Annotated in this window: 17 protein-coding genes and 3 pseudogenes; 11 read left to right on the top strand and 9 right to left on the bottom strand. The window is 68.5% G+C overall.

All coding sequences use genetic code 11. From position 1 onward, the window contains the following. Positions 1-11: 11 nt before the first annotated feature. Entirely contained in the window at positions 12-848 is an 837-nt protein-coding gene (locus ACZ6IM_RS32180) for an EamA family transporter (RefSeq protein ID WP_469561397.1), read from the bottom strand. A gap of 122 nt (positions 849-970) precedes the next feature. Between ACZ6IM_RS32180 and ACZ6IM_RS32175 the strand changes: the two genes are divergently transcribed. Both ACZ6IM_RS32175 and ACZ6IM_RS32170 read left to right on the top strand, forming a co-directional pair. Continuing rightward, complete coding sequence (locus ACZ6IM_RS32175; protein ID WP_052843667.1) at positions 971-1,546, top strand: helix-turn-helix domain-containing protein; 576 nt, start codon at positions 971-973, stop codon at positions 1,544-1,546. Positions 1,547-1,992: 446 nt separating this feature from the next. Further along, positions 1,993-2,232, top strand: a pseudogene (locus tag ACZ6IM_RS32170) (transposase); the annotation flags it as partial. Positions 2,233-2,328: 96 nt separating this feature from the next. Here the strand turns inward: ACZ6IM_RS32170 and ACZ6IM_RS32165 are convergent. The 3 genes from ACZ6IM_RS32165 to ACZ6IM_RS32155 form a co-directional block, all read right to left on the bottom strand. Beyond that, positions 2,329-2,919 carry an SMI1/KNR4 family protein gene (locus tag ACZ6IM_RS32165; protein ID WP_469561394.1) on the bottom strand — a complete coding sequence of 197 codons (591 nt, stop codon included), beginning with the start codon at positions 2,917-2,919 and terminating at the stop codon, positions 2,329-2,331. Between the two features lie 291 nt (positions 2,920-3,210). Then, positions 3,211-4,440, bottom strand: coding sequence for a metal-dependent hydrolase family protein (locus tag ACZ6IM_RS32160; protein ID WP_469561391.1), 1,230 nt, complete (start codon positions 4,438-4,440; stop codon positions 3,211-3,213). 220 nt (positions 4,441-4,660) lie between these two features. After that, complete coding sequence (locus tag ACZ6IM_RS32155) at positions 4,661-4,885, bottom strand: SpoIIE family protein phosphatase (protein WP_469561388.1); 225 nt, start codon at positions 4,883-4,885, stop codon at positions 4,661-4,663. Between the two features lie 125 nt (positions 4,886-5,010). On the opposite strand from ACZ6IM_RS32155, the gene ACZ6IM_RS32150 reads away from it, so the two are divergent. Next, positions 5,011-5,478, top strand: coding sequence for a DoxX family protein (locus ACZ6IM_RS32150; protein WP_469561385.1), 468 nt, complete (start codon positions 5,011-5,013; stop codon positions 5,476-5,478). Here ACZ6IM_RS32150 and ACZ6IM_RS32145 read toward each other — a convergent pair. Beyond that, a complete protein-coding gene (locus ACZ6IM_RS32145) occupies positions 5,475-5,711 on the bottom strand; it encodes a tectonin domain-containing protein (RefSeq protein ID WP_469561383.1) in 237 nt (78 codons plus the stop codon). The genes ACZ6IM_RS32150 and ACZ6IM_RS32145 overlap by 4 nt on opposite strands. An 848-nt stretch (positions 5,712-6,559) precedes the next feature. Continuing rightward, entirely contained in the window at positions 6,560-7,048 is a 489-nt protein-coding gene (locus tag ACZ6IM_RS32140; protein WP_469561380.1) for a DinB family protein, read from the bottom strand. A 253-nt stretch (positions 7,049-7,301) separates the two neighbouring features. Here ACZ6IM_RS32140 and ACZ6IM_RS32135 point away from each other — a divergent pair. The 5 genes and pseudogenes from ACZ6IM_RS32135 to ACZ6IM_RS32115 form a co-directional block, all read left to right on the top strand. Beyond that, positions 7,302-7,523 (top strand): annotated as a pseudogene (locus tag ACZ6IM_RS32135) (hypothetical protein); the annotation flags it as partial. Positions 7,524-7,611: 88 nt separating this feature from the next. Next, complete coding sequence (locus tag ACZ6IM_RS32130; protein ID WP_469561377.1) at positions 7,612-8,091, top strand: hypothetical protein; 480 nt, start codon at positions 7,612-7,614, stop codon at positions 8,089-8,091. Between the two features lie 68 nt (positions 8,092-8,159). Next, a pseudogene (locus ACZ6IM_RS32125) lies at positions 8,160-8,873 on the top strand (IS5 family transposase); the annotation flags it as partial. Positions 8,874-9,290: 417 nt separating this feature from the next. Then, complete coding sequence (locus tag ACZ6IM_RS32120; protein ID WP_469561440.1) at positions 9,291-10,214, top strand: serine hydrolase; 924 nt, start codon at positions 9,291-9,293, stop codon at positions 10,212-10,214. Between the two features lie 134 nt (positions 10,215-10,348). Continuing rightward, positions 10,349-11,161 (top strand): HD domain-containing protein, encoded by an 813-nt coding sequence (locus ACZ6IM_RS32115; RefSeq protein WP_469561374.1) that lies wholly within the window; start codon positions 10,349-10,351, stop codon positions 11,159-11,161. A 197-nt stretch (positions 11,162-11,358) separates the two neighbouring features. Here the strand turns inward: ACZ6IM_RS32115 and ACZ6IM_RS32110 are convergent, their stop codons facing one another. Beyond that, complete coding sequence (locus tag ACZ6IM_RS32110; RefSeq protein ID WP_052843660.1) at positions 11,359-11,820, bottom strand: SRPBCC family protein; 462 nt, start codon at positions 11,818-11,820, stop codon at positions 11,359-11,361. A gap of 424 nt (positions 11,821-12,244) precedes the next feature. Between ACZ6IM_RS32110 and ACZ6IM_RS32105 the strand changes: the two genes are divergently transcribed. After that, on the top strand, positions 12,245-12,982 hold the full coding sequence (locus tag ACZ6IM_RS32105) for a dienelactone hydrolase family protein (RefSeq protein ID WP_469561371.1): 738 nt from the start codon (positions 12,245-12,247) through the stop codon (positions 12,980-12,982). 173 nt (positions 12,983-13,155) lie between these two features. Here the strand turns inward: ACZ6IM_RS32105 and ACZ6IM_RS32100 are convergent, their stop codons facing one another. After that, positions 13,156-14,052, bottom strand: coding sequence for a helix-turn-helix transcriptional regulator (locus ACZ6IM_RS32100; protein WP_469561368.1), 897 nt, complete (start codon positions 14,050-14,052; stop codon positions 13,156-13,158). A 215-nt stretch (positions 14,053-14,267) separates the two neighbouring features. Here ACZ6IM_RS32100 and ACZ6IM_RS32095 point away from each other — a divergent pair, with 215 nt between their 5' ends. Continuing rightward, entirely contained in the window at positions 14,268-15,245 is a 978-nt protein-coding gene (locus tag ACZ6IM_RS32095; protein WP_469561365.1) for an aldo/keto reductase, read from the top strand. A gap of 48 nt (positions 15,246-15,293) precedes the next feature. After that, positions 15,294-16,322 (top strand): zinc-binding dehydrogenase, encoded by a 1,029-nt coding sequence (locus ACZ6IM_RS32090; RefSeq protein WP_469561363.1) that lies wholly within the window; start codon positions 15,294-15,296, stop codon positions 16,320-16,322. A 1,402-nt stretch (positions 16,323-17,724) separates the two neighbouring features. Here the strand turns inward: ACZ6IM_RS32090 and ACZ6IM_RS32085 are convergent. Beyond that, positions 17,725-18,600 carry a glycosyltransferase family 2 protein gene (locus ACZ6IM_RS32085; protein WP_469561360.1) on the bottom strand — a complete coding sequence of 292 codons (876 nt, stop codon included), beginning with the start codon at positions 18,598-18,600 and terminating at the stop codon, positions 17,725-17,727. Positions 18,601-18,631 lie beyond the last annotated feature (31 nt).

The raw sequence follows: 18,631 nt of genomic DNA, 5'->3' as shown, positions 1-18,631 counted from the left end.
GGGGTGCGGGGTCAGGTGAGGGCGAGGAGGCTGACGGCAACGGCGGCGGTGCCCAGCCCGATCAGCTGGCCGCGGTGGATGCGTTCGGCCAGGACACCGCGGGCGAGCAGGACGGTGCCGGCCGGGTACAGGGCGGTGATCACGGCGACGACGGCGAGGTCGCCGCTGCGGGCGGCGAGCAGGAACAGCAGGTTGGCCACCGAGTCCAGCACACCGGCCGCCGCCGAGATCCCGTACGCGGGCTTCTCCGCGCCCAGGCGCCGGAACATCACGCCGGCGGCGGCCAGGGTGACGACGGAGGAGACGGCACGACCGACGATCAGCGGGCCCACGCCGCTGTCGGAGGGCGCCTGGTGCAGGAAGATCAGTTGCAGGGCGATCGCGGCCCCGGCGCCGAGGGCGAGCAGCAGCGCGGTGCGCGAGGGGCGGGCCGACTTCGCGCCGTGCCCGGCGCTGACCAGCACCACGGCGGCCAGCGCCAGCGGCAGGCCGATCAGTCCGGCCAGGCCCAGGTGCTCGCCCTGCACCAGCCCCACGCCGACCGGCAGCATCGCCGACACCAGCGCGGTGACTGGGGACAGCACGTTCATCGGGCCGATCGCCAAGGTCTTGTAGAGCAGCGCGAACGCGGCGGCCGAGGCCACACCGGAGGCCGCGCCCCAGGCGAGGGTGGCCGGGGCAAAGGAGGCGCCAAGGAAGGGCCACAGCAGCAGCTCGACGGTGAGCGAGGCCGGGGCCGCGATCATCACGGTGCGCAGGACATGGGCCTTGCGGGCGCCCAGACCGCCGAGGAAGTCGGCGCATCCGTAGGCCAGAGAACTGCCCAGGGCCAGCAGCAGAGCGATCACAGGTAGAACATCCCTTACTATCAATGGAACGACTACACCGTACAACGCACCGACCGATGGTCGTCAACCGAACGACCGAACGGGCCAGTGCAGTGACCGATCCGCTTGAAGGGGTGACAGCGATGACCGAGACCGAGGCGGCGCTGCGAACGCTCGCGCACAACGTCCGCGCGGCCCGCACCCGCGCCGGACTCTCCCTGGACGAACTTGGCCGCCGCGCCAAGGTCAGCAAGGGCGCCCTCGTCGCCCTGGAGAAAGCGCAGGGCAACCCGAACTTCGCCACCCTGGTCCGCCTCGCCGACACCCTCGGCGCCTCCGTCTCCGCCCTGATGGAGGGCCGCCCCGAACAGCGGGTGCGGGTAGTGGACGCCGACACCGTCATGCCCCTGTGGAAGGGCGAGCACGGCAGCGAGGCCCGGCTCATGCTGACCACCAGCGGACCGGCGGCCACCGAAGTCTGGCGCTGGACCCTGGAGCCCGGCGAGGAATACCCCAGCCACCCCCACCAGGCCGGCGTGACCGAGACCGTCAGTGTCACCGCCGGCGAGATGGTCCTCGTCGTCGACGGCACCGAATACCCCGTCGCCGCCGGCCAGACCGCCACCTTCGACGCCGACACCACCCACACCTACCGCGGTTCGGGCGCCGAGGCTTGCCACCTGATCATGACCGTCCACCTGCCGCCGGGGCCTGGGTAGCGCCCCGATGATCCCAGACGGCCGGTCGGCATCCGGCTCCCCCGTCGTGAAACGGTCGTCTGACGACGGCCAGCTCACGTCCGGCTTGGCGGTGACGGTCTCCTGGGGTTTCGCAGCATGCTCGCTCGGGCTTCGGGCTTCGGGCTCGACCCGGGGGTGAGGGCGGTGAGGGCTGTGGCGATCTGGTCGAGACGGGCGAGGCCGAGGGAGTAGAGGACGTGATAGCACCCTCGCGGCGAGTGGTGACGAATCCTGCCCGGGTGAGCTGGTGCGGGTGGCGTGAGGTCGCGGAGGCGGTGAGGGCGTCTTCCCCGCGCTGCTCCTCGAAGTCGGCGTCGATCCGGCCGTCGGTCACGGCAAACACCGTTGCGGTACTGCAGCGTGGACTCTTTGACGGGTTGATCAGTTGAGCGAGTGTGTCCGTCCCATGAGTGATCACCGATGCGATGTGGGACCGGATCCGGCCGTTGATCCCGGTGGATCCGATACGCGGGCGGCGCTGGGCCAACCACCGCCGCGCTCTTGAGGCCATCGCGTGGAAGTGCCGCACCAATTCGCCCTGGCGGGACCTTCCCGACGAGCTCGGCTCCTTCCAGACCGCTCACAAGCGGCTGATCAGGTGAGCCGTCGATGGCACCTGGGAGCGGACCCTCGCAGCCGTCCTGGCGGCGGACCCCGACGATGACAACCACACGAACCGACAAGCTCGCGATCGCCTACCGGGCCGCACTGCACCCCGCAGGCATCCTTGTCTGGAGCCGACGCTGACCACAAAGTCAAAGTCACCGGTGAACAACAGGACTTGGTGGAACGGATGGCCCCCAGCCCGGCGGCAAGAGTGCCCAGGAACCGTAATCCAACCACTGCCCGAACTGAACGGGCTGGCCGCCGCCGACGTGATCCAAGGACAGCGGGACGATCAGGTCACAGGCAGCCCGTCCATCCCACCAAACCGTGCCAGCCAGAGAGCCGGTCAGGGCCAACAAGGTGGAGAAGCCGCAGCCGTGCTCCTGGATGACGACCGCACCGGCCGTCTTCAGGTCCTCGAACCGGTCGGCCTCGTCGTCCCAGGCACACCAAGCCTCCCGGTAGGCGGCATCATCCTCGAAGGCCTCAGGCTGTGGCTCACGCGCCATCAGCTCGTAATCCGCCCCGGCGTAGGAGTCGGGATGCGGAAAGGGAGTAGCCAGCAGCTCGCGCCGCCCCTCGTCGTTCCCGGCCCACCACCAACCACGCCCGGTCCGCTCCAGCCGGAAGAGTGCCCCGCCGGCGCTCACCTCGCGCAGATACGCCCGGTACTCGTCGGGGAAGGAAACACCGAGTTCCCTTTCGGCCTCGACGATGGCAGCTTCGGTGAGGGGCGACTCTGTCATGGGACGAGCGTAAGGCTGTCGTCCAGACCATCGGCCTGCTCACCCGGACGCCAGTGGCAAGGCGGAGGGGCCATGCCGGGTGAACTGAACCCGTGGGAGGCGTCCATGGTCGACGCCCAGGTGGTTTCCATGATCCCGGAGATGAACGGGACGACCCACGCCCTGAGGGCGTACCTCCATGGAGAGATACGGCGGCAGTGCCCACGTGAGACCCGTGCCTGAGGACGCCGGTGTCGTCAACTTCCTGCCCTTCCGGCGGGAGACGGCGAGTCCGCTGAGACAACTTCCCGCTCAGGGTCGCTTGTGGACGACGCCTTCCTTCATGACGAAGTCGGCCTGGCCGGTGACGTCGATGTCGGTGAACGGGTCGCCCGGCATGGCAATGATGTCGGCGGTCCTGCCCGGTGCGAGGACGCCGAGGTCGTCGAGCTCGAGGAGTTCGGCGGCGACGCTGGTCGCGGCCTTCAGGGCGCGAGCGGGGGTGATGCCGGTGGAGACCATGGTGGGGAACTCCTTCCAGTTCTCAGCGTGCGGGAACATGCCGGCGTCGGTCCCGAAGGCGATCTTGACGTCGGAGTTCGCGACATGGTCCGCGCCGTCCAGCAGAGCCTTCTGGTGAATCTTGTACTTGCGGCGCTTGAAGGCAGGCTGGCCTGCCCAGAAGGCGTCGTCATCGACGTGGCGGGCGTCGTCGAGGGTGGTGAACTGAGTCGGCACCAGGTAGACACCCTTGTCGATCATGATCTGCAGTGTGTCGGCGGTGGCGAGGTTGCCGTGCTCGATGCTGCGCACCCCGGCGTGCACCGCCCGGCGCACCCCTTCGTCGCCGTAGCAGTGGGGGGTGGCGTGGCGGCCCAGATCGCGGGCGGTGGCGACCAGGGCGTCCATCTCTTCCTGGCTGTAGGTCGTCTGGGCCGGATCGTCCGAGGGACTGGAGAACCCGCCGGTGGCACCGAACTTGATCCAGTCGGCGCCGGCGCGGATCTCGGTGCGCACTCGGCTGCGGATCTCGTCGCAGCCGTCGGCAGCGGCCAGTTCCATCGGTCGCGTCCGGCCTTGGTACTGGTCGTCCAGTGCCCCGGAGAAGTCGCCGTGTGCGCCCCGCGCGGAGATCAGGTGCGGGGCCACCAGCATGCGCGGTCCCTCGATCCGTCCTGCGGCGATCGCGTCGCGCAGATCGAGGGTGTTGTACCCGGTGTCGGCGGTCATCAGGTCCCGGATGGTGGTGAACCCGTTGAGCAGCATCGCCTTGAGCACCGGGATGGTCGCCAGTGCGGTCGCCGCGGCTGAGCGGGTCAGGACCGGAAAGATCGCCGGGGTGACGGTGACGTGGGTGTGGCAGTCCATGAACCCGGGGGTCACCGTGTGCCCGGCCAGGTCGATCACCACGGCCCCATTGGGTGCTGTGATCTTCTCGGCGATCTTGGAGATCCTGCCCTTCTCGATCAGGATGTCGCGGACTCCGGCGGGCCTGTCGTCGAGCCCGTCCCACACGGTGGCGCCGGTCAGCAGCGTGATCATTGGCGAACCTTTCCGCAGGTGGCCGCACGGCGCCCCGGAACGGCCCGTCGGCACTTCCGCTCCCATCGGGCTTGCCCCTGTTTCCAGCAAGACACCGTTCTCCTTCACCGGCAACCGGGGGAGGAATTCGGCCTGCGCGAAGGCGACTCACCGCGTCCGATGTCTGTGGTCGGCGGGGCCGGAGGACTGCCCCTGGTCGGCCTTCCCGCCCGTCTCGCTGTCACCCGGCGGCGCGCTGACCGACAGGCGGCAGGTGACCGGCGGAGGCGAACTCGCAGAGGCCCGAGGCCGGCTGGCAGGTGAGGTATATGCAGGTGGCGAACGGGGCTTCGAGGTCTTCGGCGTGGTGGTCCAGCCCGCTCAGGACGTCAGCCGGGGACAGGCCGAGAGGAGACAGCGTGCGGGTAGCGGTCCGCAACTGCCCCCTGGCGACGGCGGCTGACACACCGCTTCAAATGACTCCCCGACGACGAGGGCGGTACCGCCGTCCGCCCCACTGTCTGGGTTCGGGCATGTCGCAGGCCCAGTCGCTGCCTTGTCTCGGGGCGGAAGTCCTCGATCAGGCAGTTGATGAACGTCGCGCTGTGGATCTTGGAGTTCAGCCTCGGCGTTCTCAAGGCCATCGGCGCCGTCGAGCTACTGGCTGTGGCCAGTCTGATCCTTCCCGCAGTGCTCGACATCGCGTTGGCGCTGGTGCCGCTGACAGCCACCGGACTCGTTCTGCTCTTCGCCTGCGCGGTCACCATGCGCCTGCACCGTGGCGAGAGAGCCACCATCACGGGCGACCTGATCTACCTCGCCCTGGCTGTCTTTGCCGCGTGGGGCCGTTTCGGGCCCACGCCCTTCACCGGCTGGCCACCGGGGCCGGGGCTCGTTCCTCCCCGCCGCCGTCCTCCTCGCCGTTGCACCGGGCTGCACCCATGCCCGTCGGCTTGCCCTGCCGGGCTGCCGTGCCGAGTCCTTGGGGGCGTGGCGGGAGAGCAGGGGCCCCCTGCTGGTGGGCTGGGGGACCCCTGTGATGAGGAGAGCCCGGTTTAACTGGGCTGGTCTCCGGTGTAGCGGAAGATGCCTCCCGCGCTGTTGACGTGCCAGACGGTACCGTCCGCGCCGACCCCGATGTCGACGGCCGAACCGGGGATCTGCAGCCACGGACCGGCATCGTTGTTGGTGTACGTGTAGATGTTGCCGTTGGCGTTGACGCCCCAGACGTTGGTCCTGGAGCCGACCGCGATCTGGGTGAGACCGCCGTTGATCTTGAGCCAGTCAGCCATACGGGCATTCCCTTTCCGAGGCAATGTGACGGCCGGTTTCTTTGGCTGCCAGGCGCCCACCCAACGGCGGACTATGACGATCAACATCTGAAATCAGCCGAAACTAGGCGTTTGACGCGGCCTGCCGTTCCGGCGCCTCTGCCGCCGGAACGGCAGGCCGCAGACCTCGCGACTCAATCCCACCGTCACCCACAGAGGAATCCCACTCGCCAACCAGTTGACGAATCCCGATGCCGATCAAAGGTCTGGCCCTCCGCTTACGGAGCTACGGAAAAGTGGCCTGCCACCGACAGCGATGCCAGGTGCTCCGCCGTCCGGCGCGAGGGCACTCTCCGAGGAGCGAAGGTTGTTGCCCGCCCTACGGCCGATAGGGACATCTCAGAGGATGGCAGGGCGGCTGAGACGCCATGAACCAACCGTTGGTGTCGTAGGTGATGCGGTGGACAGGGCAAAGCACAACAGAGACTCACCAGACGGCCGCTGCCTCCCACGTCGCCTACCCGAACCCTGTCCGCGACGCCCTGGAACCCGACCTCGACAGCACGCGCCGCGGGCCCTGCGCTCCACACCGCGACGGAGGCTCGTGCGCCCCTGCTCCGGGCATCCGGCGGCAGCAAGGAGCACGGCATGATGAAGCTTCTACCGCTCAGCGACGTGCTCGGAACACACAGACACGGGCCTCGACCCTGACGCGTTCGACTTCCACGACTCCCCCGACACGCCGCTCCTCCTCACCCACCAAACCGCGCGCCAGCCCCGCGCCACCACCCGGAGCCGCCCCACGGCCGCCCCCTTAGGGCTGTATCGACAGTGAAAGCCTGGTGCCGGTCAGCGCTACGGTCCGGTGCTCAGCGAGGTCCGAGTCCCGTTTGCCCATCGAGGAGTTCGCGGCAGACGTCCAGATGGCCGGCGTGTCGGGCGGTCTCTTCCACAACGTGAAGGATGATCCCGCGCAGGTCGGCGAGTTCGTCCCCCATGGGTTCAGGGTGACGACCCCGCGGGACTGCCGACAACGGAGTGCGGGCGATCACGGCGTCGGAACGGCGGCACTGGTCGTCGTAGAAGGCGAAAACCACCTCCGGCGCTCGCGGTGTCGTCAGTGGGGCATGGTCATCGGGCCACGGCAACGGCTCGGCCGCTCCGGTGACGACCTCCTGGAACCAGTGCCTCTCCGCGTGCCCCAGATGTTCTATGAGTCCGAGAGGCGTCCAGCCGGAGGGCAGGACCGGCGTGCTCAGTGCCTGCGTGTCGAGCCCGTCGACAATGGCCAGCACGCTGGCTCGCTGCGCCGCGAGGAACGCCGACAGCGTCTTCTTCTCCTTGCTCTGTGGGTCCATGCGCGCATGGTGCCAGGAGCCACTGACAAGCCGGCAGCGACAAGACCGAAGCTGTCGCCCTCTTGCTAGCCGACGGCCAGCGGGCGAAGTCCACGGCAACCGTCACCGGGTCTAGGGCAACCAGTCCCATGCGAATGCGGGGTCGGTGGTCAACGGCACGACGTAAAACGCGACGTCAGCCCCGCATCAATGGACAGGCTCTCCAAAGTGGCATGGCATCGGGCCTACTGCTGGGCCATTTCCTTCCGCAGCCGCGGACCAGGCCGCGAACCGCAGGCAACGCGGCCGGCTCAGTGGCCGTCCGCCGACCTTCGACCGCGAGGCGTACAAGCGGCGCAACACCGTCGAGCGGTGCATTGACAGGCTCAAGCGATGGCGCGGCCTGGCGACCCGCTACGACAAGACCGCCACCATCTACCTCGCTGGACTCCACATCGCCGGCACGTTCCGTGACGATTCCTTGATCAAGATGTAGCCCTCCGGCGGGCGACAGACAGTATTGTTCTCGGCTTCCGCCACTGCCCGAACCGCGAAGGCAGTGCTGATTCTCAGGAGCCCTCGCTGTGAGTTCCGCCGTGCCCGCCGACGGGCGATCCGACTTCGACTTCATCTTCGGCCGTTGGCGGGTACACAACCACAAGCTGGTCGACGTCACTGATCCGACCTGCGAGGAGTGGATCGACTTCGATGCGACGGCTGCCGCAGAGCCGATCCTCGGCGGTCTGGGCCATATCGACCGGATCTGGACCGATGGCTTCGAGGGGTTCACTCTGCGACAGTTCGATCCGGAGGCCAAGGTGTGGCGGATCTGGTGGGCCTCCAGCGGCCGACCCGGGCACCTGGACCCCTATGTCGAGGGCTCTTTCGCCCACGGCGTCGGCCAGTTCTTCTGCGAGGACGTCCTGGGCGGGCACGAGGTCAAAGTCCGTTTCAAATGGACGACCCTCGATCTCGAAACCCCACGGTGGGAGCAGGCGTTCTCATACGACGGCGGAACCACCTGGCGCACCAACTGGATCATGGATCTCACTCGGATCTCGTAGGGAATCCCTCACAATCGGTCAACTGGCCGCTAGCAGGGGGTGCCGCAGGATTGTCGTCAAGGTAATTCGTGGTGCGTCGTCATGAGCTGACCGATGAGTCGTGGGCGGTGATCGAGCCGTTCCTGGCTCCGCCGCGGATGGGCCGACCGGTACGCGATCGCCGTCAGGTGGTCAACGGGGTCCTGTGGACGCTGTCCACGGTTGCGGCCTGGCGGGACCCTCCCGAGCGGTACGGGCCGTGGAAGACGGTCTACGAGCGCTTCCGCCGCTGGTCGGCCGACGGGACCTGGGACCGGCTCCTGGCCCACGTCCAGCAGCGCTGCGATGCCGTCGGTGCGGTCGACTGGACCGTCACGTGTGCCGACTCCACGGCCGTGCGAGCACACCAGCACGCGGCCGGGGCCCGAAAGAGGGGGGTGCCCGGCCGGGCGAGGCGCTCGGGCGGTCCCGCGCGGGCTGACGACAGAGATCCATCTCGCCTGCGACGGGCAGGGCCGGCCGCTCGCCTCCCGATCACCGCCGGAATCGTCAACGACTGCACCCAGTTCGAGCAGGTCCTGGCCCGTATCCGCATCGCGCGGTGCGGTCCCGGCCGGCCCAGGACCCGGCCCGAGCGGGTCGTCGCCGACAAGGGCTACTCGTCCACGAAGATCCGCTCCTACCTGCGCAGACGCGGCATCAAGGCGGCCATCTCCGAGCGGATCGACCAGATCAACGGCCGCATCCGCCAAGGAGACAGCCTCTGCCGGCTCGACCGGGCCGCCTACCGACGCCGCAACGTCGTCGGGCGGACGTCCTGGCGGCACCCCGGGCCCGCCGACGGCCGGCTCCACCGCACCCGCTCACCTCCGGCTCCCGCAGTCCTCCACCCCTGGTGTACCCGGCTGACGCACCTTGGTCACCGCCTTCAACTCCCGCCCGGCCGGGCGGGACTACGCTTCGTTCACGCGACGAAGCGCGTCCTTGAGGACTGTTGTCCTCGCGGCACCTGTGACCACGCCCCGGAGGGGCACCCTGACCGACCTCGAAAGGGCCGACGCCCGGGAGTGGACACACCGCCGAGACACTTGAGAATCTCGAACTTCGATTCGATTATCATCTCCCCCGTGCATGAGAACCCACCTGTTCGGCGACGCGGCCGCTCCCGCCGGGAGCAACGACGCCGCCGCAGGGCCAGGCGCCGCCGCATAACGTGGACCGTGACATCGGTCGTGGTCCTCATCGGCGGCGTCACCACCTATGCCGTCACCGGGAGCGACTCCGGTGAGTCGTCCACGCCCGCCCGGGCGAAGGCTCCGGCCCCACCGGCCGCCTCTGCCCGGGCGAAGGCAGGCGAGGCGCCTGCGGACGCACCGACACCGCTGCCGTCGCCCACCCCGGCACAGGAGTCCTTCGATCTCGAACCGGCTCTGGCCTCCGTGACCGCACTCTTCGGCGCCAACCGGATGTCCGTGGCCATGCTGGACGTCGACAGCGGTGCCATGGCGACGTACGGACACGACGCCTTCGACACCGCCAGCATCGTGAAGGTGGACATCCTGGCGACCCTGCTGCTCCAGGCCCAGGACGAGGGGCGGAAGTTGAGCACCGAGGAGCGTGCCCAGTCCGCTGCCATGATCCAGAAGAGCGACAACAACTCCACCAGTGCCTTGTGGACTCGGATAGGCAGTGCTCCGGGGCTCGACGCGGCCAACGAACGGCTCGGCCTGTCCCAGACACAGGGCGGTGAAGGGACCGTCTGGGGCATCACCCAGACCACAGCGGAAGACCAGATACGCCTGCTTCAGTCCGTGTTCGGCGACAAGTCGCCCCTGAGTGAGGCGTCGCGTGCCTACATCCAGGACCTGATGCGGCACGTCGTGGGCAGCCAGTCCTGGGGCGTGTCTGCGGCAGCCGACTCGGGCACGACGGCACTCAAGAACGGGTGGCTCAAGCGGACTCAGACCAAGAAGTGGGACGTCAACAGCATCGGTCGGATACAGCATGAGGGGCACGTCTACCTGATGGCGGTACTTCTCAACGGCTGCAGCACGCAGGAGGTCGGCATCAGCATCGTGGAACAGGCGTCGCGCGCGTCCGCGACGGCGTTCTCCCGAAATCTCAAGGAGAAGTCCACCACCTGACGCCCGACCAAGCCATCCAGAAGTTCGTCATCTGGCACTAACCAAGCGGTCGTTGTCATTCACCCCACTGTCGAACTCCTTCATGCCCTCCATAGGCTCTTCATGTCCGCACCACTGAAGAGAAGGCAACTCGCATGTCTGAAAGAAGCGACCACGATGCCGCAAGCGACGTAACCCGGCGGTCAGTGCTACGAAGCAGCACGGGTGTTGCCGCGGTCGGTGCGGCCTCCCTGCTCGCCGCAGCGATCTCCACTCCCTCCGCCGTTGCGGCACAGGGTGACAGTAGGTCGATTTCCCGGGACCACGCGCTGCCGGCATCGGTCGCGGGAATTCGTATCCCTAACACCGATCTGACACGGGAAACCGTGAGATTCGCCCGGAGCGCGTCCTCCGTGACCCTTTTCAACCACGTCATGCGGACGTACCTCTACAGTGCTGTGCTCTTCGAGCGCCAAGGTGTCCGCTACGACCGGGAGCTGGCCTTCGTCGCCGCGGTCCTGCACGACCTCGGGTTGCTGGAGACCTACCAGGTACCGGGCGAACGCTTCGAAGTCGGGGGTGCCGACGCCGCGCAGAGGTTCCTCAGGAAACAGGGTGTGCCGGAGGACCGGGTTGCAGTCGTCTGGGACGCCATCGCCCTGCATACCAGCAGTAGCATAGCCAGCCGGAAAAGGCCGGAGATCGCCATGGTCTCCGTCGGCTCCGCAGTCGATTTCGCCGGGCAAGGCCTTCAGCGAATTCCTGCCGACGCCCTGGAGGACATACTCGCCGCCTTCCCCAGGGAGGATTTCAAGCAGCACGCCGTGAACACCATCCTCTCGATCTGCCGCGGGAATCCGACGTCGGTGGTGATGCACCCCTTCGCAGAGGTCGGCCGTCGTCACCTAGCTGATTTCGCGGTTCCCACGGTCGAGGACATGTTGTTCGCCACGCCGTTCGAGGAGTGACGATCGGTTGCCACGGCGTTGTTTCCCCCATCCCACTGCCGCAAGGGGGGTCTCGGAGGGAGGAAGGCCGGGCCCGGCGCAGCTTTCGTCCTGATGGCGCTGCCTGGACACGCGGGTGGGCCCGCCCCTTGCCGAAGGGGCGGGCCCACCCGCATTGTGTGGTCGCTCGGCCGGTGAGACGCGGGACGGCCGCGGGGTCACTCACCCGGCCTGATGCGCCCGCGCCAGGCCCCGGACTCGTCGCCGCGCTTCTCGATGTACTCCTTGAAGCGCTGCATGTCGCCCTTCACCCGGCGGTCGATGACTCCCAGCATGTCGCCGGTCTTCTCCGCGACGCCGGTGGGCTCGACGTCCATGACGAGTTCGACCCGGGTGTGCGTGTCGTCCAGGCGCTGGAAGCGGACCGTGCCCTTCTGACTGGTGTCACCCGTGGTGGTACGCCACGTGATGCGCTCGTCGGGGAGCTGGTCGACGATCTCGGTATCGAACTCGCGCTTCACACCGCTGACCTGGGTGATCCAGTGGTTGTGCCGCTCGTCGAGCTGCCTGACCTCCTCGACCCCCTCCATGAAGTGCGGGAACTCCTCGAACTGGGTCCACTGGTTGTAGGCGGTGTGCACGGGAACCTGCACGTCCACCGCTTCCTTGACCGTGCTCATCTGAGAACTTCCCTCTCTGTCGCGATCGTTGCTGCCAAGGGCTGAGGTCCGGCCAGAGCCCTCGGCACGATGAGGCGAGTACCCCAGGACTCCCCGTATAACGTCGTCCGCGTATCGTCACTCCGTCGGCGTGGCCCGTGCGAGGGCCACGGCCGCGATGATGAGGGCCAGGCGGCGATGCGGCCGACGTCGACGGGTTCCTTGTGCACGACGACGCTCAGGACGATGCGCGGGATCAAGCTGGCCAAGCCCCTCACGCGCAAGGTGATCGAAAAGGTGTGCCTCGCTCTGCGTCCCGGGTCACCTGCACGTGCTTCCCCGGTAGCGCCGGGCCCGTCCGGTATTCCAGAGTGACGCCTACGCTGCTCTGCCAGCGGCAGAACACCGGCCGGACCGGGCTCGGCGATCACTACAGTCCAGTCTCATGACGACGATTACGACGCGTACGGTCGAGTATCCGGCCGACGGTCTGACGATGATCGGGCACCTCGCGCTCCCGGCCGGTAGGGACCGCCGGCCCGCGGTGCTGCTCGGACCAGAGGGCATGGGGCTCAGCGACGTCGAGCGCCGCCGGGCCGATGCTCTCGCCGAGCTGGGATACGTAGCGCTGGCCTTCGACCTTCACGGCGGGCGCTATTTGTGCGAGCCCGAGGAAATGCTGGCCCGTTGCCTGCCGCTGCTCGCTGATCCCGACCGGATGCGGGGCATCGGCCACGCGGCGCTCGACGTGTTGCGCACCGAATCGCGGGCCGACCCCGACCGGATCGCCGCCATCGGCTACGGCACCGGAGGCGCCGTCGGGCTGGAACTCGGGCGCGACGGCGTCACCCTGCGCGCGATCGGGACAGTCAACGCACTGACCACGGGCCGACCGGGCGAGGCAGCGCGCATTCGCTGCCCGGTGTGGGCCGGCGTCGGATCGGAAGACCCGATCATGTCGCCCGCACAACGGAACGCGTTCACCGCCGAGATGCAGGCCGCAGGCGTCGATTGGCGCCTCACGGTCTACGGCGGCGCCTTGCACGCCTTCCACCATCCGCCGGTGGACCACCCCACGGTCCCCGGCGTCGGCTATCACCCGCAGCACGCGCAGCGAGCCTGGCGCGACGTCGTCGGCCTGCTCGCCGAGTGCCTGCCCGTGACGGAAGATCTGCTTCCCTAGCAGAACCGCATGCGGGCGGATGCTCAACCGCGGAGACGCATTCGCAACTGCCGCAGTAGGTACCGGATTTACTGCGGCGGAGTCCCTGCCATGATTTTCGCGACCTGCGACGTTCAGGAGATCAGCAGTAATGCTCTGACCACTTGAGCTCGCCCCCTGTGTGTGGGCAGCGGTCAGGGCGAGGTGTGCGGGGCTTGGTGGCTCGGCGCGGCTGCGGGCGTAGTCGTGTCGAGCAGGAGCAGGGCGTCGTGGTCGGGGGTGCCGGGTTCGGCGGTGTACACGCCGATGCGCTGGCCGGGGGTGCCTTCCAGTTGCATGGACTGGGAGGTGAGCGTGACGGTGCCGACGCGGGGGTGGTGGAAGGTCTTCTGCGCGGGCTTGCGGCCGGTGACTTCGTAGCGTTCCCACAGCCGGGCGAAGTCGGGGCTCTTGAGGAGCAGCTCGCCGACGAGGTTCGTCAGGTCCGGGGCATCGGGGGCGGTGCCGGCGGTGGCGCGCAGGCGGGCGACGCAGGCGGTGATCTGGCGGTCCCAGTCGGTGAAGAGGTCGCGGGCTGCGGGGTGGAGGAAGAGATAGCGGGCGAGATTGCGGTGTTTGGCCGGCCAGTCCTCCAGTCCCGCGTAAAGGGCGAGGCCGCCGGGGTTCCAGGCCAGCAGGTCCATGCTGCGGCTGATGACGTAGGCGGGGTTCGGACGCAGTGACTCCAGCAGCAGCTTCAGGTGAGGACGCACGGAGCGGCTGGGGGCCGGGGGCGGTTCGGGAGCGTAGCGGGCCGCACGCGCGGCGAGCTCACGCAGGTGCTGATGCTCCTGGTCGTCCATGTGCAGAGCGCGGGCGAGCGCGTCGAGGACGGCCGGGCTGGGCCGGGTCTCCTTGCCGCGTTCCAGGCGTACGTAGTAGTCGATGCTGATGCCGGCGAGGGTGGCCAGCTCTTCGCGGCGCAGGCCGGGGGTGCGACGGACGCCGGCGCCGACCGTGAGGCCGACATGGTCTGGGCTGGTCTGGGTGCGGCGGGCGCGCAGGAAGCGGCCCAGCTCGGCGCCCTCGCTGTTCGCGCTCTGGGATGCCATGACCCCATTTTCACCCGGCGGGCAGCCGCGCCGCAGACGGGAGGGGGCCCTGCCGTTACCCCTGAAGAGCCCGCCCTGCCACACCCGAGCAACCCGGGCGAAGGTGAATGGGGAAGACGCCGGCCTCTTGCGCCGCCGAACTTCGGCAAGCGCGGCCTGTCTGGGGCCGGACGAGAGCGAGAGACCGGGCAACACCATGATCGGAAGAGGGCGAGATGCGGTACATCAAGCTGCGTGACCTGGAGGTTTCCCGGATAGGGCTGGGTGCGATGGGCATGTCCCACGGTTACACCGGCTCGGGCACCGATGACGCGGAGTCGATCAGGACCGTGCACCGGGCCCTTGAGCTGGGCGTCACGCTGATCGACACCGCCGAGATCTACGGCCCCTACATCAACGAGGAGCTGCTCGGGCGGGCGCTGAAGGGCCGCCGGGAGAAGGTGGTGCTGGCCAGCAAGTTCGGCTTGGTCTCGCACGCCGGCGAAGGCGCGTGGAACCTGGACTCCTCCCCGGCCAACATCCGCACCGCGATCGAGGGCTCCCTCAAGCGCCTGGGCACCGACCACATCGACCTGTACTACCAGCACCGCGTCGATCCGAACACTCCGATCGAGGAGACCGCCGGCGCCGTCAAGGAGCTGATCGACGAGGGCAAGGTGCGTGCCTTCGGGCTCTCCGAGGCCGGTCCGCACACCATCCGCCGGGCCCACGCCGTCCAGCCCGTCACCGCGGTGCAGTCCGAGTACTCGCTGTTCACCCGAGGGATCGAGGAACGCGTGCTACCCGTCCTGCGGGAGCTGAACATCGGCCTGGTGCCGTCCTCCCCACTGGGCCGCGGCTTCCTGACCGGCACCGTGCGCTCCACCGACCAGTTCGACGAGAACGACTTCCGTCGCGGCAACCCGCGTTTCACGGGCGAGAACTTCCAGCGCAACCTTGCGCTGGCCGACGAGGTCAAGGCCCTGGCCGACGAGGCGGGTGCCACACCCGGTCAGGTGGCGCTGGCCTGGCTGCTCGCCCAGGGCGACGACATCGCCCCGATCCCCGGCACCAAGCGCGTCAGCCGGGTCGAGGAGAACACCGCCGCTGACACGGTCACGCTCACCGCCGAGCAGCTCGACCGGCTCTCCAGCCTGCCGCCCCCGGCCGGCGACACCCACACCGAGGCTCAGGCCCGGATGCTCGAACGCTGACATCCGTCGCGCCCTCAGTACGAACCCCGTTTGGAGCAGTAACCCCTGATGCGTGCAGCAATGATGTACGGAGCCGGTGACGTCCGCGTCGAGGACCGACCCGACCCGAAGGTCGTCCAGCCCGCCGACGCCGTGGTTCGCATCGTCGCCTCCTGTGTGTGCGGCAGCGACCTGTGGCCCTACCAGTCGATGCCCGTCACCGGCACCGGCCGCCCCATGGGCCACGAGTTCCTCGGCGTCGTCGAGGAGACCGGTGCGAAGGTGACCGGCCTGGAGAGGGGGGACCTGGTCGTTGCCCCGTTCACCTACAGCGACAACACCTGCGACTACTGCGCCAAGGGCCTGCACATCTCGTGCCGCAACGGCGGCCGGTACGGCTTCGACGGCGTCGACGGCGGGCAGGGCGAAGCCGTCCGCGTCCCGCACGCGGACGGCACCCTGGTCAAGCTGCCGGTGGCGGCTGATTCCGCACTACTGCCGTCGCTGCTGGCGCTGTCGGACGTGATGACCACCGGCCACCACGGCGCCGTCACCGCCGGCATCGGCCGCGGGGATGCGGTGCTGGTCGTCGGCGACGGCGCGGTCGGACTGTGCGCGGTGATCGCCGCCAAGCGCCTCGGCGCCGAGCGGATCGTGCTCGCCGGCCGCCACGAAGCCCGCACCGGCCTGGGCCGTGAGTTCGGCGCCACGGACGTGGTCGCCGAGCGGGGCGAGGAGGGCATCGCCCGCATCCGCGAGCTGACCGGCGGCGTGGACAAGGTCGTCGAGGCCGTCGGCACCCGCCCGGCCCTCGACACCGCGCTCGGCGCCGTCCTGGACGGCGGCACCATCAGCCGCCTGGGCGTCCCCCAGTACGAGCAGGGCCCGATCGGCCCGGCCGAGTTCATGCGCAACATCACCCTGACCGGCGGCGCCAGCCCCGCCCGCGCCTACATCGAGCAGCTGCTGCCCGACGTCCTGGACGGCACCATCACCCCCGGCCGCGTCTTCGACCAGGAGTTCACCCTCGACCGGGCGCCGCACGCCTACCGGGCGATGGCCGACCGCCAGGTCCTCAAGGCCCTCATCCGCCCCTGACTCCCGCTCCTCCCGTCCCCGCTCCGCTCGCCGGCGAAGGACATCCCGCTCGTGCAGAGCCAAGCAGTTGAGCAGAGGAACGGCGGCAGTTGGATGCTGGACCCAGCCTGCCGCCCTTCGCCAGAGGTCACCGGATTGGTCAGCCAGCGGTGCCGCTACGGCGGTGGCGCCACCACAAAGCGGCGTAGCCGGCAGGGCGATCCCGAACGTTACCGACAAGGCTGCCTTTACCCATGCGGGTACGCGATTCACCGGACCACCCACGGCGTAGAGGAACGTGTCGGTTTCGATCTTCGTCGGTTTCGTCCACGGACTCTCCGGCTCGGGCAACTCCGGCTTCGGCGTCATAGCCAGGCCGGGAGCCGCCGCGACCACCACGGCAGTGGTCGTGTCCGAAACCTCTCCGTTCGGCGCGCTTCGACACCTGAAGCCCACCATCACCGCCTATTTCAGGCCAACTCCGAGGCAGTTGAACTGCCCCATCCGCCCCCATTGTTCGACCCAGCCCGTCTGTTCATGGCGGTATGGTCGATTCCTTTATTTGTCTCATGACAACTACATCGTAAGGAGAGGTGACTGCGCGCGGCCCCGTGAGAACTGCACGATACTGCTGTGGTGCTGTTGACGTGGATCGCTGAGGTGGCGGACGAGCCTCTGGTACTGGAGCCGGCTGACCGGCGGGTGGAGTGGGCGACCAACACCTGGTCGCTGGGTGCAACTGACGGGGACAAGCTTCGTTGTCCGTCGCCGAGGTCGTGGCTGCCTTCGAGCGGACCGCTGCTGCCATCCGGGAACATATTAGCCAGTTGGGGGTCTCCGGGGTGGCGACGTTCTACGTGTGGCACGACCAACAGGCAGGTCAGCTCCGGTGCTCGACCGGTTCTGTGCCCCCGGATATGTTGCCCTTCAGCGGTACCTATAAGCCTTCCGACGACCTCGCTCCGATAGTCGAGAGATTTCTCGCCGACAGCGAGCCAGGTTTCATCGCCTGGCCGGACTGTCTCTCAGCGCAGACCGAGACCGACCCGGAGGTCAGGCCCTTCCGTGTCTGGGTCAGCAGTGTCGGATCCTCCCACTGACAGGAACCGGTCCTTTCGACAGCCCATCGGTGGCGGGCGAACGGTTGCCAAGACGCGATTCCTTTGCGGGCTTTGCGGTGGCGGACGCCGCGCCTGCGGAACCATCGGCGCAGGCGGTCATAGTCGTAGTATCCGGACACTTCCCCGGCACTCAGGTTGTTGGAGACGCAGATGCCGCCCGGCGGCCCTTTGGGCGGCTACGCCGCCACCCCCTGATGCAACGGGTCTCGGGCTGGCAGCGCCATCGGCGTCGAGGACGGAGACGAATTCCACTCTCCCGCCGCACTGCCCGGCTGGCTGCGCCAGGCGGCCGGACAGCGCGCCTAGACGACCGGTGGGCGGCCCAGGCGGGTCATCCGGGCCACGGTCGCCCACCGCATCGGTCGCCGCGGCCCGCCCGACTCACGGACACCCTCGGCAAACCCGCCCGCCCAGGCCCGCCATCCGTCCCACGACCGCGTCCGCACCACCGTCAGCAGGGCCCACACCCCGAGATAGGCCGGGACCAGTGGCGCGGGCAGATGCCGCTTGGCCAGCCACACCCGGTTGCGGGCCGTCATGCGGTAATAGACCGCATGACGGGCCGGTGACGTCCAGGGATGCTGCAGCAGCAGCGTCGGCTCGTACACCACCCGCCACCCGTCATCCAGCGCCCGCCACGCCAGATCGGTCTCCTCATGCGCGAAGAAGAACTGCTCCGGCCAGCCACCGATCCGTTCCAGCATCCGCATCGACAGCCCGTGCCCGCCGCCCAGGAACGTCGTCACCTCCCCGGCCCGCATCGGGTCCTTCGACCGCAGGCGCGGCACATGCCGACGCTGCGTGCGACCCCGCTCGTCAGCGATCCGGAACGACACGATCCCCAGCCGTTCATCGGCCTCGTACATCGAGGCCAGCTTCGCGAACACGCCGTCGTCCACGAGCAGCCCGTCGTCGTCCAGGTCGACGACGACGTCCACGTCCCCGCACGCCCGCAGGTGCTCGATGGCCACGTTCCGGCCGCCGGACACCCCGAGGTTCTCCTCCAGCTCCACCCCGTCCACACCCGCGGGCAGCTCGGGCAGCGGGCTGCCGTTGCCCACCACCACGATCCGCGTGGCCGGCAGGGTCTGCCGTGCCACCGACTCCAGCAGCGCCTTCAGCTCGGCGGGTCGGTTGCCCATGGTCAGGACCGCGATCCCCAGGCGTGGACGACTCACAGGTGAACTCCGATCGACTTCCGATCGACGC

This window comes from Streptomyces sp. NPDC042336 (genome assembly GCF_055581985.1).
Note: the sequence above shows the minus strand (reverse complement) of the source record. Positions and strands in the feature narration are given on the sequence as shown.